The 15,281-nt window shown below is 40.6% G+C and carries 13 protein-coding genes and 3 pseudogenes; 5 read left to right on the top strand and 11 right to left on the bottom strand.

The window, feature by feature from the left end; genetic code table 11:
- Positions 1–91 precede the first annotated feature (91 nt).
- The 10 genes and pseudogenes from V8V91_RS19420 to V8V91_RS19465 form a co-directional block, all read right to left on the bottom strand.
- On the bottom strand, positions 92–733 hold the full coding sequence (locus V8V91_RS19420) for a hypothetical protein (protein ID WP_373396859.1): 642 nt from the start codon (positions 731–733) through the stop codon (positions 92–94).
- 271 nt (positions 734–1,004) lie between these two features.
- Positions 1,005–1,766, bottom strand: a complete 762-nt coding sequence (locus V8V91_RS19425; RefSeq protein WP_373396860.1) for an SDR family NAD(P)-dependent oxidoreductase — start codon at positions 1,764–1,766, stop codon at positions 1,005–1,007.
- 9 nt (positions 1,767–1,775) lie between these two features.
- Positions 1,776–3,500, bottom strand: coding sequence for an IlvD/Edd family dehydratase (locus tag V8V91_RS19430; protein WP_373400758.1), 1,725 nt, complete (start codon positions 3,498–3,500; stop codon positions 1,776–1,778).
- Between the two features lie 70 nt (positions 3,501–3,570).
- Entirely contained in the window at positions 3,571–4,638 is a 1,068-nt protein-coding gene (locus V8V91_RS19435; protein WP_373396861.1) for a DUF563 domain-containing protein, read from the bottom strand.
- Positions 4,610–5,914, bottom strand: a pseudogene (murA, locus tag V8V91_RS19440) (UDP-N-acetylglucosamine 1-carboxyvinyltransferase). The gene V8V91_RS19435 and the pseudogene murA overlap by 29 nt, the downstream one beginning before the upstream one ends.
- Positions 5,914–6,572: pseudogene (locus V8V91_RS19445) on the bottom strand (DUF4290 domain-containing protein). The pseudogenes murA and V8V91_RS19445 overlap by 1 nt, the downstream one beginning before the upstream one ends.
- Before the next feature lie 65 nt (positions 6,573–6,637).
- Positions 6,638–8,915, bottom strand: a pseudogene (locus V8V91_RS19450) (ATP-dependent helicase).
- Positions 8,916–8,945: 30 nt separating this feature from the next.
- Positions 8,946–9,785, bottom strand: a complete 840-nt coding sequence (locus tag V8V91_RS19455) for a lysophospholipid acyltransferase family protein (protein ID WP_373396862.1) — start codon at positions 9,783–9,785, stop codon at positions 8,946–8,948.
- Between the two features lie 125 nt (positions 9,786–9,910).
- On the bottom strand, positions 9,911–10,048 hold the full coding sequence (locus tag V8V91_RS19460) for a hypothetical protein (RefSeq protein ID WP_373400759.1): 138 nt from the start codon (positions 10,046–10,048) through the stop codon (positions 9,911–9,913).
- A gap of 229 nt (positions 10,049–10,277) precedes the next feature.
- Complete coding sequence (locus V8V91_RS19465; protein WP_373396863.1) at positions 10,278–10,748, bottom strand: lysophospholipid acyltransferase family protein; 471 nt, start codon at positions 10,746–10,748, stop codon at positions 10,278–10,280.
- Between the two features lie 123 nt (positions 10,749–10,871).
- On the opposite strand from V8V91_RS19465, the gene V8V91_RS19470 reads away from it, so the two are divergent.
- From V8V91_RS19470 to V8V91_RS19490, 5 genes are all read left to right on the top strand, one after another.
- On the top strand, positions 10,872–11,468 hold the full coding sequence (locus V8V91_RS19470; protein ID WP_074226843.1) for a sigma-70 family RNA polymerase sigma factor: 597 nt from the start codon (positions 10,872–10,874) through the stop codon (positions 11,466–11,468).
- Positions 11,469–11,480: 12 nt separating this feature from the next.
- Positions 11,481–11,750, top strand: coding sequence for an anti-sigma factor (locus tag V8V91_RS19475; RefSeq protein WP_373396864.1), 270 nt, complete (start codon positions 11,481–11,483; stop codon positions 11,748–11,750).
- A gap of 2 nt (positions 11,751–11,752) precedes the next feature.
- The gene (gmk, locus tag V8V91_RS19480; RefSeq protein ID WP_373396865.1) at positions 11,753–12,325 is read left to right on the top strand and encodes a guanylate kinase; all 573 of its coding nucleotides are present in this window, start codon (positions 11,753–11,755) and stop codon (positions 12,323–12,325) included.
- A gap of 4 nt (positions 12,326–12,329) precedes the next feature.
- Positions 12,330–12,896, top strand: a complete 567-nt coding sequence (gene nadD, locus V8V91_RS19485) for a nicotinate (nicotinamide) nucleotide adenylyltransferase (RefSeq protein WP_373396866.1) — start codon at positions 12,330–12,332, stop codon at positions 12,894–12,896.
- A 104-nt stretch (positions 12,897–13,000) separates the two neighbouring features.
- A complete protein-coding gene (locus V8V91_RS19490; RefSeq protein ID WP_373396867.1) occupies positions 13,001–14,782 on the top strand; it encodes a glycoside hydrolase family 15 protein in 1,782 nt (593 codons plus the stop codon).
- A gap of 43 nt (positions 14,783–14,825) precedes the next feature.
- On the opposite strand, the gene V8V91_RS19495 is transcribed toward V8V91_RS19490, so the two are convergent.
- Positions 14,826–15,182 carry a DUF6567 family protein gene (locus V8V91_RS19495; protein WP_373396868.1) on the bottom strand — a complete coding sequence of 119 codons (357 nt, stop codon included), beginning with the start codon at positions 15,180–15,182 and terminating at the stop codon, positions 14,826–14,828.
- Positions 15,183–15,281: the final 99 nt, after the last annotated feature.

Consider the following 15,281-nt stretch of genomic DNA (forward strand, 5'->3'; position numbering starts at 1 on the left):
TTTCAATAATCTCATCGAAATAGTCTTTTTTTTGAGCATAAAAAAAGCCGTCTGAGGGAGTTCAAACGGCTTGAATTCAATTTTTCAGATCTTAATTAACAGAGATATTGGAGATCCAGATAAAGCGTTTGCCATTGGCTCCCATATGATCTTGAGCGAAGGTCAGAGGTCCTATTTGTTTCTCATTTTCCCAAGTCCAAGTAGCTCCTTGTTCCCCGTTTCCTCTTCGGAAAGTCCACTCTAGGATTTTATTGTTCTCATCCAGATATAGATCATACGCATCTCCAGGAGTATAGCCATCATTGGAGTTATAAATGATTGTTAATTTGGTGGAATTGGTTCCCTTCAAAGGCGTGCTTACACCTTCTTCTGTCTCAAAGGTATAGCCAGAATCCCAGCCCAATTGGAAAGGCATCATCGCCCAGTATTTATCATTGATAAAAGCTCTGTCAGCAGGAGGAAGTGAATCTGTCAACAAGCTATACGAATACGTAGTATCAGGATCGGTATAATCTAAGGTTTGATCTTTTCTATTCCAGACATAAGATCGTGAGAGAACATTCACTGAGTCCCTCTGTACGTTCCAAGTGAATCCAATGGTATTAACCTGATGCATTTGATCAAAGCCATAGGCCATGGCCACTTTCATGGGTAGGGTATCGGGTATGGTTTCCTTAGGTTGACAAGAGCTCAGGGCCCATACTAGTAGTATTACAAAGCTGAGTTGTTTCATGGTAGGTTGTTTTTCAAAGCATATAATATACTATGAATTCATTAGGATTGTTATTTTAAGAAGTAAAATATGTTGTGAAACCGGGTTCTGAGGTATAAATATTTTTTTCTGTGGCCTGTGTAACCACAGAGCGAGGATTAGGGAATCTAACTTGATAGTACCGTCTTTGCGAGGACGACGAAGGAGAACGCGGCAATCTAGCTATACAGGACGAGATTGCTTTGTCGTTCCTCCTCGCAATGACGGTAGGAAGGCAATGACCAATGAAATATCAATCGTAAGGAGAGGGACTAATACTGGTCCATCCTCCATCTACCACTAAAGTTTGCCCAGTAATATGCCTGGAGGCATCGGAAACCAAGAAGCCTGCTGCATCTGCAATGTCTTCTGGAGAAGCAGGTTTACCCAATGGCGTTAGTTTTGACCAAGTCGCTTCATAGTCCGGATCCAAAGCGGTTCTGTTCGTTATGGTAGCACCAGGAGCGATGGTGTTCACCCGGATTCCAAAAGGAGCCAGCTCCAATACCAGGTTTTTGGCAAGCATTTCTATGGCTGCTTTACTCATGGCATAAGCTGCTAAATTCTCATGACTTTGATGGGCCGTCACGGAAGAAGTCAATAAGATGGAACCACCTCTGGCCTGGCTTTTCATCACTTTTGCCGCTGCTTGGGTCAGAAAGAACGTTCCTGCCTGATTGACTCTGGTCACCTCCATAAAGTCTTCTCTGGTATATTCCAAAAAATTTCCAAAGAGGGTAATTCCCGCATTAGCAACCACAATATCCAAGGAACCGAAATTAGTAACCGCTTCACGGATCATGTTATTGATCGTTTCCTGATCACTGGAATCTCCAGCAACAGGGATCGCTTTCACGCCATGGGTTTTCGAAATCTGGTCGCATGCATCTTTGATTAATCCTTCCTCTAAATCATTTAGGATTAAATTAACAGATTGAGCGGCAAGTTTCTCGGCAATTGCAAGTCCGATTCCTTGCCCAGCTCCTGTAATAATGGCGGTTTTGTGTTTACTCATCACGCAACATTAATGTGAATCTCGCTTGACTTCAGAGCCCGAACTTCCTTGAAGGAAATCAAAATCAACCCCTTCATGGGCTTGGTTCACTTTATCTAGGAATAGGTTGACATATCCTCGGTCGTATGGAAGCTGGGAGGGTTTAAACTCGGCTCTTCTCTTTTCAAACTCCTCCTCAGAAATCAACAAATTCAAAGTTCTCGCAGGAACATTCAATTCGATTAAATCTCCGGTTTTTACCAATGCAAGTGGTCCACCTATGGCGGATTCAGGAGAAACGTGCAGCACGACCGTACCATATCCGGTTCCGCTCATTCGACCGTCAGAAATCCGAACCATATCTTTAATGCCTTTGTCCAATACTTTTCTTGGCAAGGTCATATTTCCTACTTCCGGCATGCCTGGGTAGCCTTTTGGGCCCACATTTTTCATGACCATGATGGAGTTTTCATCAATGTCCAATTCAGGGTCATCAATTTTTGCCTTGTATTCATCGATGCTTTCAAAAACAACGGCTTTTCCAGTATGGGTCAATAAATGAGGACTGGCAGCCGAAGGCTTGATTACCGCTCCATTGGGACAAAGATTTCCTTTCAATACTGCGATTCCAGAATCCGGTTTGATTGGTTTCTGCATGGTACCGATCAAATCCCGATCATAGCATTCCGCGTTGTGGATATTTTCTCCTATGGTTTTGCCATTGATTGTCAAGGCATCTGTATGCAAATGCTTTTCCAGTTCTTTCATGACCGCTGGCAATCCGCCTGCATAGAACAGGTCCTCTACCCAATGCTCGCCCGAAGGTTGAACGTTGGCGATTAATGGAATTTTAGAAGAAAAATGATCAAAATCCGTCAGATCCAATTCCACTCCAATTCTTTTGGCAATGGCGGTCAGGTGAAGGATAAAATTGGTAGATCCTCCCAAGGCCGCATTGACCATGATGGCATTTTCAAAGGATTTTCTGGTCAGGATTTTACTCATTTTCAAATCTTCGTTGACCATTTCCACGATGCGCATCCCTGCCATATGGGCCAAGACTTTTCTTCTGGAATCAGCAGCAGGAATGGTGGCATTATCCGGTAAAGCCAAACCTAGAGATTCTACCATGGCTGCCATGGTGGAGGCCGTTCCCATTGGAGCACAATGTCCCACAGATCTGGACATGGCCGCTTCTGCCTCTATTAATTCCTCTTGAGTGATTTTTCCTGTTTTAAATTCTTCCGCAAAACGCCATACGTCTGATGTCCCGATTTTCTTTCCTTTAAACCTGCCAACCAGCATCGGGCCTCCTGATACCACCAATGCAGGGATATCCACAGAAGCTGCTCCCATGACTAGGGATGGGGTTGTTTTATCACATCCACACATCAATACCACTCCGTCCATTGGATTGGCTCGGATACTTTCTTCTACATCCATGCTGGCCAAATTTCTAAACAGCATGGCAGTGGGTTTGATGGAACACTCTCCCAAGGACATCACCGGGAATTCCAAAGGAAATCCTCCTGCTTCCCAGATTCCTCTTTTAAGGGCTTCAGCAAGGTCTCTAAAATGGGCATTGCAGGGAGTGAGCTCTGACCAGGTATTACAAATTCCGATCACAGGCTTGTCGCCTTCGAATAGGTGATGAGGAAAACCTTGGTTTTTCATCCAAGATCTATAAATGAAACCGTCTTTTCCGGTTCTACCGTACCATTCTTGGCTGCGGAGTTTTTCTTCTTCATAGGTTATTTTGGCAATTGAGGCTAGAATTTACCAAAAATTTCGAGAAGGATTAGGGCTTAAGAAGAATGATGGGAAATTAATCTTTTAGCTGGTGAATGACTTGGGTCAATGCATCCAGATTTACGGTCATATCTTCTGAATCTGAATTGCCAGTATCTCCTTGATTTTGAGTGTAATAATAATCCAGTCCCAGTGCATTTGCCAGATTATAGTAACACAAGGAATTACTGCTATCCTGATTTCTCAGTTCCAAAACCTGACTGGTCTCTGGGAGAAAAAGCATATTGGTCAGGCCAGTTCCATGGAGTGCAACCAAGGTTTTGGTTTCTGACATTAAAAAGATTTGTTCCTTGAGGCTCAGTTTTTCTGCGTAGACTATCTCAAAGCCTTGCTTTCTCATCAAGAGTTCTACGTCTACCTCATTCAAGGCTTTACCTTTGGGAGCGTATTTGGTACTTAAAAAGACTTTTTTAAAGGCTTCTTTAGGCTGTTTACAGCTCAGCTTTTCTCGGCTCAGCTGAGTAAGTTCCACATTGAAATTAGGGAAGGGAGAAGTTCTTGGCGTCAAAACCAAATCTTCTACATATAGATTTTCATTGGATTGGTAATAGGTTGGCTTGATTTTCAGGATTTCCAAGCTTTGGGAAACATAGGGGAGGTGCCGATAGGAATCGTTCAAAATCACCCGGTCTGAAATGCCGGTATTTAAGCCTATCCAAAGCCTAGGAAGGCAATCCGTCATCCAATGTAGATAATCCGCACTCCATTCATCTTTGATCCAGATACCATGGGGTACTTTCCTCCATTTTTTCAACATACAATGGGCCACTCTTTTTCCCAAAGGGAGAAAGCCGAGTGAGTTTACATGCGTATGACTGGCATAAAAACTCATGTGGGTGGGAGAAAATACGGTGTCTTGAAGGATAAATGAATTTTCTAAATGCAGAATCGGGCTCATTTTATACCTGCACTCGTAAGAATCCTTAAATACCATTTCATCCTCAGGTTGAAGATTCAAAGGTGGATTTCTTTTGATATAAATTTCCTCCATCAAAGTCAAAACAGTCGTATTTAGTAAAACAGCTCCATCCGGACATTGCCGGATGGTTAGGGTTTTATGGGATTCGTTCGATTTCTGCGCCAAGGGCATTTAATCGCTCGTCAATATGCTGATATCCTCTATCGATTTGTTCGATGTTATCGATAATGGAAGTTCCAGTGGCAGACAATGCTGCAATCAACAGGGAAACACCCGCTCTTATATCCGGGGAAGTCATTCTGATTCCTCTCAATGGGTATTTCCTATCCAAACCAATGACTGTTGCTCTATGTGGATCACAAAGAATAATCTGTGCCCCCATATCAATCAATTTATCCACGAAGAATAAACGGCTTTCAAACATTTTTTGGTGTACCAATACGGTTCCTTTTGCTTGGGTAGCGGTAACCAAAACTATGCTCAACAAATCTGGAGTAAATCCCGGCCAAATGGCATCGGCCACGGTCAGGATGGATCCGTCTATAAAGGTTTCGATTTCATAATGTTTTTGGGCTGGAATAAAGATGTCATCTCCTTTGATTTCCAACTTAATTCCCATTCTTCGAAACGTCTCAGGGATAATGCCTAATCGATGAACCTGTGCATCTTTGATCGTGATTTCAGATTGAGTCATAGCTGCTAAGCCAATGAAAGACCCAATTTCAATCATATCAGGAAGCATTTTATGTTCAGTACCTCCAAGTTTTGCTACTCCTTCGATAGTCAGTAAATTGGAGCCAACTCCTGTGATTTTTGCTCCCATGCGGTTCAGCATGTCGCAAAGTTGCTGTAGGTAAGGTTCGCAGGCAGCATTGTAAATAGTGGTGGTGCCTTCTGCCATAACTGCAGCCATGACAATATTGGCCGTTCCGGTTACGGAAGCTTCATCCAATAACATGTAACAGCCTTTTAAACCTTTGCCATCGATATGGAAAATTTCATTTTTGGCATCGTATCGGAATTTTGCACCCAGCTTTTGAAAGCCAAAAAGTGAGTGTCCATTCTTCTTCTTCCAATTTTATCTCCTCCGGGTTTGGAAAGTTTTCCAGTTCCAAATCGAGCCAACAAAGGACCCAAAATCATAACGGAACCACGGAGAGAGGAAGCTTTTTTCAAAAACTCTTCCGTTTCCAGGTAATCCAAGTTGACCTGATCAGCTTTAAAAGAATAGGATTCTGGACCTAATTTGGTCACTTTGACACCCATGTCACCCAGCAATTCGATCAGTTTATTGACATCTCGAATATTTGGGATTTTATGTATGGTGACCTCCTCGGATGTGAGTAGGACAGCACAAAGGATTTGCAAAGCTTCGTTTTTTGCGCCTTGCGGGATAATCTCACCTTTAAGATGATTTCCCCTTAACCCGAAATGAAGCCATTAATTTCTACGTTTTTTGTTGTGGTTGTTGTTGCGACGCTTGTTGGAATGCGAGCGCTTGTTTTTATGGTTGTGTTCGTTTTGTGTTGGAAGTTTGAAATCTCTTCGGGTATTGGATTCAAACAATCCGTTTTCTTTAACCTTCTCCAAGTCAATGTGAAGCTTTCCTTTTGACAAGGTTTTAATGTCATCCAGGATGATGGCATCATCAAAATTGTCTCTGTTCCAAGTAGAATGGAAACTTCTCATCAATTGCCCAATAAAGATGATGGCAGCTTCCTGCTCTTCGTCATTCTCTATTTGAATGGCATTTTCAATGAGTTTTTCTATGTTCCTTCCGTAATGCTTGAACTTAATTTCACCTTTTGGATAGCCAATTGGCTCGGTTTTTTTCCTAAAAGTTCTTTTTCAGGCATTGGAAAAGGACTGTCAACATCCAATTTGAAATCAGACATGATGTATAAATCATCCCAAAGCTTCTGATCATTCTCCTGCTTCAATGGAGGGTTCAGTTGCTTGATGATTTCAATAGCGGTGTAAGCACTAGCGGTGCGCTTATCGCGGTCTTCAATGCCTGTGATATGATCAACCAGGCGTTGAACGTTTTTGCCGTATTCTTTCAAAATAAGTCTTTGTTTGTCAGGTTCAAGTTGCTCCATGTGGCCTCCCTTTTTTGCATAGTAAAAGGTAACAAAAAATTACCAAATGTCAGGAGGGCAGGTGATTAGTCTATAATTCTGAGCTTCGCAAAGCTAAGTAATAAAGTCTTCTCTCCAAAATGTTCGAATTGAATCCTTGCTTTTCTATTAAGTCCTTCAGTCTCAATTTTTTGAACTTTCCCAAAACCAAATTTGGGATGTTCCACCAGTTGTTCTGCTCTTAGGTTATTGGTATTGGAGGGTTTAAAATCAGGGCTGGGGGTATGTACCTTCATGCCACCGGGAACTCTCGATTCTGGCTTTTTCTTGATTCCAATGAAGCCAGAACTAGCCTCAGTATTAGTTGTTCTACCCGGTAATCCTTCTCTTCTAAAAGCTCCCGGCATATCTCTACTGGCCATACTTTTGTTGACTTTGATGCAATTGGGATCTACCTCTTCTAAAACCGGCTAGGCTCACAATTTAACAACCTGCCAAATCTGTAACGTGTCAAGGCATAGGTAAAGTATAATTTATCCATGGCTCTTGTGGTAGCCACGTAAAATAATCTTCTTTCCTCTTCCAAATCCTCTCTGCTTTGCATCATCATTTGGGAAGGAAATAGGTCTTCCTCTAATCCCACCACAAATACTTGCTTAAATTCCAGTCCTTTGGAGGAGTGGATGGTCATTAGAGTAATTGCCTCTGTTTGGTCCTTGTCCTGATCGTTGTCGGTAAGTAAGGCAATCTCCTGTAAAAAGGCTCCTAAACTCTTATCCTCATTTTCAGGATTATCTACATATTCCTTGATGGCGTTCAGGAGTTCCTGAACGTTTTCGTATCGATTGAGCCCTTCAATGGTTTTATCCTCGTAAAGCTCCCGAAGTAAGCCGCTTTGCTTGGCAATATTATTTGCCGCTTCGTAGGCATCTTTGCGCTCCACGTCAATTTGAAAAGCCTTGATCAAGGTGGCAAAATTGTCAACTGCATTGCCAGCCCTTCCTGGTAAAAAGCTATGTGCATTCGTGACTACTTCCCATAAAGGAATATCATGCTCATAAGCTGCTACCAACATTTTCTCTACCGAAGTATCTCCGACTCCTCGTTTAGGATAATTGATGACTCGTTTGAAGGCTTCTTCATCTGCAGGGTTAACGGTGAACCTCATATATGCCATCAAATCCTTGATCTCTTTACGTTGGTAGAAAGAGAGCCCTCCAACAATTTTGTAGGTCAGATTCATCTTTCTCAATGCCTCTTCTATCGAACGAGACTGGGAGTTGGTTCGATACAAAATAGCGAAGTCATTATTGCTGAGCTTTTTGTTGTTCTTTTCTTCGAAAATCGTGTTGGCCACGATCCGCCCCTCCTCATTATCCGAACTGGCTTTGATCAATTCGATTTGATCTCCATCTGGATTAGAAGTCCAGACCACTTTTTCAGCTGGGCTTTATTTTTATCGATGATGGAGTTTGCAGCTTCCACGATGGTTTTTGTGGAACGATAATTTTGCTCCAGTTTCACCACAAAAAGGTCTGGATAGTCCTTTTCAAAATTTAGAATGTTTTGAATGTCGGCTCCTCTGAACGCATAAATACTTTGAGCATCGTCACCTACTACGCAGATGTTTTGGTGTACCGCAGCGAGCTTTTTGGTAATCAGGTACTGTGAAACGTTGGTATCCTGAAACTCATCCACCATGATGTATTTGAAACGCTGTTGGTACTTGTTCAATACGTCCAAATGATCCCTGAACAGGATGTTGGTATTGAAAAGCAAGTCGTCAAAATCCATGGCTCCAGCTTTGAACAAGCGTTCTTGGTAGCGTTGATAAATTTCACCCATTTTGGGCTTCATCGCAGCCTCATCATCCGCTTTGACAAAGGGATCGTTTTGATATGCTTGCCAGGAGATAAGTCGGTTTTTAGCCCCTGAAATTCGGGATAGAACTGTATTGGCTTTATACACTTTATCATCTAGATGCATTCCTTTGACAATGGATCGGATCAAAGATTTGGAATCATCTGTATCATAGATAGTGAAATTGGAAGGGTATCCAATTTTTTCCGATTCTACCCGGAGGATTTTTGCAAAAACCGAGTGGAAGGTTCCCATCCAGGTATTTCTTGCTTCCAAGCCGGCCAAGGATTCGATGCGGTGTTTCATCTCACTTGCGGCCTTGTTGGTAAAAGTTAAAGACAGAATATTGAATGCATCTACACCTTTGGCGTAAATCAAATGTGCGATTCTATAAGTGAGTACCCTAGTTTTACCCGATCCAGCTCCTGCAATAATCATTACAGGGCCATCGGTATGTTCTACAGCTTCTCGTTGGGGTGGGTTTAAACTTTCTAGGTAATCCATTCTAAATCAACTCAATAATATATACCATAATCAAGAGATTTTCCATCTCTTATGGCTCCACAGATAGAGATCTGGTTGCAATTTTATGTTTTCTTCAAGCATCGTGCAAAACTGATCAGTAATGCTGTGCGATTTGTGTGAATTATAAGGAGGTTCGCTCAGTTTGACCATTTCATAGCGATAATACCCCCTTTTTTTCTTTGTCATTTTTCCATAGATGACATGAAGGTCCATCTTTTTGGAAAGAAATTCGGCTCCTTCAAAGAAAACTGCAGGTCTATTTAAGAAATCTCTTTTGTATCTTTTCTCTGAATTTGGAGGCCTTTGATCAGATCCTAATAATACGATTCTGTGGGAATTCTGTAAGGTAAGCATGGTTCTTCGAAATGCCTTCTTTTCTGTTACAATTCCGCCAAAATGTGTCCGAATTGTATGGATTAATTGATTAAAAAATGGATTGTTCACTTTGAGGTAGACTGTTTCCACTTGAGACTTGGTAGCGAGATTAATTCCAGCTACTCCCATTTCCCAATTGAATAAATGGCCTGATACCAATAATACTGAAGTCCCAGTTGATACGGATTCATCAAGAAAGTGGGTGTTGATCATTTCAAACCTCTTTTCAAATTCGCTTTTTGAAATCGTTAATAATTTGATTGTCTCAGCAAAGGAATCTGTGAAATTTCTGTAAAATTGATTCCTAATCTTATTCCTTTCCTTTTCAGTCTTTTCTGGGAAAGCGTGTTTGAGGTTTTCGTCTATGACTGTCTTTCTGTACTTGAGTAAATATCTAGCAATGAAATAAAAGAAGTCAGAAAACAGGTAAAGGATCGATAAATGAAAGTGTGAAACAAGTTTGATAAAGATCATATAAATGCCTTAGGTTATTGGGTTTATTTCCCAAAATAATCGGCAAAATAAAGGAAATCATGAAAACTATTTTAGTCCTTAAGCAAAAAGGCTTCTAATGAAAATTCCAAGATGCGTAGGACCATTTAAAGCTTCCATCTCTTATGACTCCACAAATAAAGATCTGGTTGAGCCCGAATGTTTTCTTCCAGTCTTTTACAAAATTCATCTGTAATGCTATGAGGAGCGTGATCAGCAAAGGGGGACTTGCCAAATTTGAAAATTCAAATGTATAGTGCCCTCTATTGATTTTGGTGATGGTTCCAAAAAACACTGGTAACTCCATATTTTTGGCCATAAATTCTCCCCCTTCGAAAAATAGAGCCGGTCTATTTAAAAATTCCCGTTGGTACCTGCTTTCAGAAACCGGGGGTCTTTGGTCTGCCGCTAGATGGACGATTCTAGGGTTTTTACGCATTTGAATCATACTTTTTCTAAAATCTTTCTTTTCGGTCATGACACCCCCAATCTGGTTCTGATCTCAAGCATCATTTTATTGAAAAAGGCATTGTTTAGCTTCAAATAAATGGTTTCAGCCATGACCTGAGTATTGGAAGCAACTCCCAAAATGGCCATTTCCCAATTGAAGATATGCCCAGCCATCATCAAAGAACTTTTACCACCTAATACAGGAGCATCTACTAATTCTTGGTTGACTACGTGAAAACGTTTCTTCAGTTCTTTTTCAGAAATGGTCAACATTTTGAATGTTTCAGCAAAAAATGCGTCGGTGAAATTTCGATAGAATTTGTTTCGAATGTCTTTTCTCTCTCTCTCGGATTTTTCCGGAAAGGCAAATTTCAAATTTTCATCAATTACTTTTTTACGATACCTGATGATGAAACGCGCTATTAGATATAGGACATCTGAGAACAAATAGAGGACTGGTAATGGTAATCGTGAAAAAAGCCTTAATAAAAACATCCTTAATTAAATTGGAAATACCGAATTTTTAGAGAAGGTTTTAGAACGTATTTTATGCAATATACGTTCGAATTATTCTTATTTTCTAGTTATAATATACCTCAATCATTACTTTTGAGACTTATGTCGGAAGTTCAGCGCAGAAAATATTCTCAAGAGCAAAAAAATGCCATCTTTGATGGAGAGTTTATGCCCAACATAGACTCCATGTATAATTTTGCTTATCGACTCACCTTTGATGAGGATGATGCCAAAGACTTGGTGCAGGATACTTACTTAAAAGCCTACCGTTTTATCAATTCCTTTGAGCAAGGAACCAACGCGAAGGCCTGGTTGTTTCGAATCCTAAAAAACAGCTTCATCAATGAGTACCGTAAAAAAAGTAAGCAACCTGCCAAGGTAGATTATCAGGAAGTTGAAACTTATTACAACTCAGATGATGTTGATTACCAAAGTACTACTGATCTCAGGGCAGAATCAGTTAAAGGAATGCTGGGAGATGAGATCTCCAATGCATTGAATAGCCTTGCAGTGGATTTTCGTACTGTTATAATCCTTTGTGACCTAGAAGGATTTACATATGAAGAAATGGCCAAGATTTTGGATATTCCGATAGGAACTGTGAGATCAAGGCTTCATAGAGCAAGAAATTTACTCAAAGAAAAGCTTAAGGGCTATGCCCAGAATATGGGTTATGACACAGACGAGGAGGAAATTTAAAGAAGATTTAGCATGGATATGAATGAAGAAACATCTGAGTCGCGAAAGTTAAAGTGCGATGATACCAGTAGGTGCTTTCAGCTGTTAGAAAGTATTCTAGATGGTGAAATGGACAATTCCAAAGAAGTACTTAAAGAGAAGTTGGCCAAGTGTCAACCTTGTTTTGAACACTTTCATTTAGAACAAGCAATCCGTGATGTGCTGAAGACCAAATGCACTAAGCAAGAAGTTCCTACCGAATTAGCTGATTGTATCCGCCAAAAAATTCAAGAGATCAAATAAATATGACTCAAGGAAAGGCTATTATTTTTTCCGCTCCCTCAGGTTCGGGCAAAACTTCGTTAGTCAAACACTTAATTCAAAAGATCCCTACTTTGGGATTTTCTATTTCAGCCTGTACTCGAGATAAACGAGGAAGACACGAAGTACATGGCAAAGACTACTATTTTTTATCCCAAGAACAATTCAAGCAGCACATCGATAACGGAGACTTCATTGAATGGGAAGAAGTATATGCGGGTAATTTTTATGGCACCCTCAAAGAAGAAATCCAACGGATCTGGGATGCTGGGAAAACCGTAATTTTTGACGTAGATGTAAAAGGTGGGTTGGCTTTGAAAAAGTATTTTGGAGATCAGGCCTTGGCGATATTCGTAAAAGTCCCTTCCCTGGAAGTTCTCAAGACTCGTTTGAATGATCGAGGTACTGAATCTGAAGAATCTCTTTCCAGAAGAATTTTCAAAGCGGAATTCGAGATGAAATTTGAGCCTCAATTTGACGTGACAATCATCAATGATGATTTTGCGGTTTCTTCCGCGGAGGCGGAAAAATTAGTTAGAGATTTTATAGCCAAGTAGAATTTTGAAAATCGGACTCTATTTCGGCTCCTTCAATCCCATTCATATTGGTCACCTGATCATCGCAGATACCTTGCACGATCAAACAGACTTAGATCAGGTTTGGTTTGTGGTCAGTCCCCAGAATCCCCTAAAGAAAAGGCAGTCCTTGATTCATGAATTTGACCGCTTGAAAATGGTGGAATTGGCAATTCAGGATAATTTTCATTTCAGAGCTTCAGATGTAGAGTTCTCTATGCCAAAGCCTAGCTATACGATCGACACCCTGGCTTACCTAACAGATCAATATCCACAGCATCAGTTCTGTTTATTTTTGGGTTCTGATAATTTGACCCAGCTCAGGCGTTGGAAAAACTATCAGATGATTCTGGATAATCACGAGATTTTTGTGTATCCCAGACCTGGAGAGCTGAAGACCATAGACCATCCCAACATCAAAATGGTGGACGCTCCTTTACTGGATATCTCCGCAACTTTTATCCGAAAATCAATTCTGGAAGGCAAATCTGTTAAATACTTGCTGCCGGATGGGGTAGCAGAATATATTCGGGATAAGAAACTGTATTTATAGAATACTGTTCTTAATCGCATAAACCCTTGCAATAGGGCTTACTTTTTATTTTCTTTAGAAGAAACCCAGAAACCGACTTTTTTCTTTCTTTCAAAGACAAGTTAATGCAAAAACATACGTATGGCAGTGGGCTGATCGGTAACTGTGCTTATATCGCTCATGTAGAACAAGATACCAATATCAGTTGGTTGTGTCTTCCAAGATTTGATTCTGATTTTATTTTCGGAGGCATGTTGGACAGGGAAAAAGGTGGGAAATTCACCATTTTACCAGAGTCTGAAAATTTTGAAACTTCTCAAACGTACTTGGAGAATACGAATATTCTGGAAACGACTGTGACTTATGGAGAAAACAGCTATAAGGTCACAGATTTTGCTCCAAGGTTCAAAAACTTTGACCGGTACTATAAACCATTGATGCTCATCCGGAAAGTGGAATGTCTCTCAGGATCTCCAAGGATTAAAATCACCTGTGAGCCAGTGACAGATTATGGGAATATGGCTTTGACTCCAAGTATAGGAAGTAATCATATACGGTATATGGGCATTGATCAGGAGCTTAGACTGACTACTAATGCTCCCATGTCATACATTGTGGATGACAAGGCATTTGCGATCCATCGTCCAGTTTACTTGGTTTTGACGTATGGAAGACCCTTAGAGGCTCCTATCGAAACAACTTCTGAACGGTTTTTGCATGCTACTGCAGCATATTGGCAGGAATGGGTCAAATCCACCAGTATTCCAAATTTCCATCAGAAGTTAGTTTTACGTTCTGCACTAATTCTGAAAATTCACCAATATGAAGATACGGGGGCAATTATAGCTGCTTCTACCACAAGTTTACCTGAATCTCCGAATTCTACCCGAAACTGGGATTATCGCTATTGCTGGATTCGTGACACCTATTATACTCTGACCTGTTTCAATAGTTTGGGGCACTTTGAGGAGTTGGAAAAATATTTTGAGTTTATTCATAATCTGAGACCTGTAGAAGGTGGTAGATACCAACCTTTATATTCCATAACAGGGGATTCCTTATTGACAGAAGAAATCTCCAATTTGGATGGGTATTTAGGGAATAAACCTGTCCGGTTTGGTAATCAGGCTTATACTCACATCCAAAATGACTTGTATGGGCAGGTGTTGGTATCCTTACTTCCTTTGTATTCTGATCAACGATTTACCGAAGAGGAAAGAAGTTCTTCCAAACCTATGATCATGAACTTGCTCAATAAGATTGAGGCAACCATGCATGAGAAGGATGCAGGACTTTGGGAGTTTAGAAATTTAGCGCAAGAGCATTGCTATACCTTTTTATTCCACTGGGCTGGAGCTTGTGCTGCGGCTAAAATCGGTATCCGATTGAAAAGTGATGACATGTACCAAAAGGCCATCAATCTTCGAGATGAGGCCATCAAAAAAATCGAGTCCTGTTACTTGCCGGAAAGAAAAGCCTATGCACAAGCAGTAGGGTCAACTTACATGGATGCGTCTACTTTACAATTGATAACTATGGGGTATTTTGGGGATGATTTGGAGCGTGCAAATGATCACCTGAAAGCTTTGGAAGAGGAATTACTGGCCAAGGATTTCTTGTTCTACCGCTACAAGCATATGGATGACTTTGGTGTGCCAGAGACAACTTTCCTCATTTGTGCATTTTGGTATATAGAAGCTTTGGCATGTGTGGGAAGAATCAGTGAAGCAGAGGAAGGTTTTGAGACCTTGACCAAGTATTGCAATCATTTAAACCTATTTTCTGAGGATGTAGATCAGAAAACAGGAAGCCAATGGGGAAATTTCCCTCAAGCATATTCCCATGTAGGCTTGATGAACGCAGCATTCCGAATTGGTAAAAAACTGGATAGACCAAACTTCTTGTAAAACAAATCCCGCAGAACATCAGATCTTGCGGGATTTTTTGATTTTACTTAAACTCAATCACATGAGCGGAAGTCGTGATTTGTTTTTTCCAAACGATCAGAAAGAAGGAAGTTTTGGTTTCAAAAGTCTCGTTGATAAGGGCTCTGGATTTGCCATTGAGATCTGCGTTCATATACATGTCCTGTCGAGCCGCATTGAACAATGATTTTTTTCCAATACCTCCAATTCCCAAAACATAAGTTGCTTCAGCCTTTCCTGTAACCTGATCTTTCACTACATAATTGCTTTCAGAAAGGACCACATTAGTTTGGTGGGCATTTAGGTTTCCGGTGTAGGAATTATGCAAGGCACAACTAGAAAAAAGCATAGTTGCAATGGCAACAAAGAATAAATTTTTCATACTAATTGGTTTAATTTTCGGCAAAGATAAAAACTTAGTTTTAATCCTTTTCCATTTTTTCTAGCTCTTAGAATTTGTTTTTCTAAGTGCTTGATCAAT

It is taken from the genome of Algoriphagus halophilus (genome assembly GCF_041729275.1).
GTDB lineage: Bacteria > Bacteroidota > Bacteroidia > Cytophagales > Cyclobacteriaceae > Algoriphagus > Algoriphagus halophilus_A.

What these genes read in the sequence shown, in the direction of transcription:
- V8V91_RS19495 (WP_373396868.1), bottom strand. Translation starts at nt 15,182, where the DNA reads ATGAAAAATTTATTCTTTGTTGCCATTGCAACTATGCTTTTTTCTAGT.
- V8V91_RS19425 (WP_373396860.1), bottom strand. Translation starts at nt 1,766, where the DNA reads ATGAGTAAACACAAAACCGCCATTATTACAGGAGCTGGGCAAGGAATC.
- V8V91_RS19465 (WP_373396863.1), bottom strand. Translation starts at nt 10,748, where the DNA reads ATGTTTTTATTAAGGCTTTTTTCACGATTACCATTACCAGTCCTCTAT.
- V8V91_RS19455 (WP_373396862.1), bottom strand. Translation starts at nt 9,785, where the DNA reads ATGATCTTTATCAAACTTGTTTCACACTTTCATTTATCGATCCTTTAC.
- V8V91_RS19475 (WP_373396864.1), top strand. Translation starts at nt 11,481, where the DNA reads ATGGATATGAATGAAGAAACATCTGAGTCGCGAAAGTTAAAGTGCGAT.
- gmk (WP_373396865.1), top strand. Translation starts at nt 11,753, where the DNA reads ATGACTCAAGGAAAGGCTATTATTTTTTCCGCTCCCTCAGGTTCGGGC.
- V8V91_RS19420 (WP_373396859.1), bottom strand. Translation starts at nt 733, where the DNA reads ATGAAACAACTCAGCTTTGTAATACTACTAGTATGGGCCCTGAGCTCT.
- V8V91_RS19490 (WP_373396867.1), top strand. Translation starts at nt 13,001, where the DNA reads ATGCAAAAACATACGTATGGCAGTGGGCTGATCGGTAACTGTGCTTAT.
- V8V91_RS19470 (WP_074226843.1), top strand. Translation starts at nt 10,872, where the DNA reads ATGTCGGAAGTTCAGCGCAGAAAATATTCTCAAGAGCAAAAAAATGCC.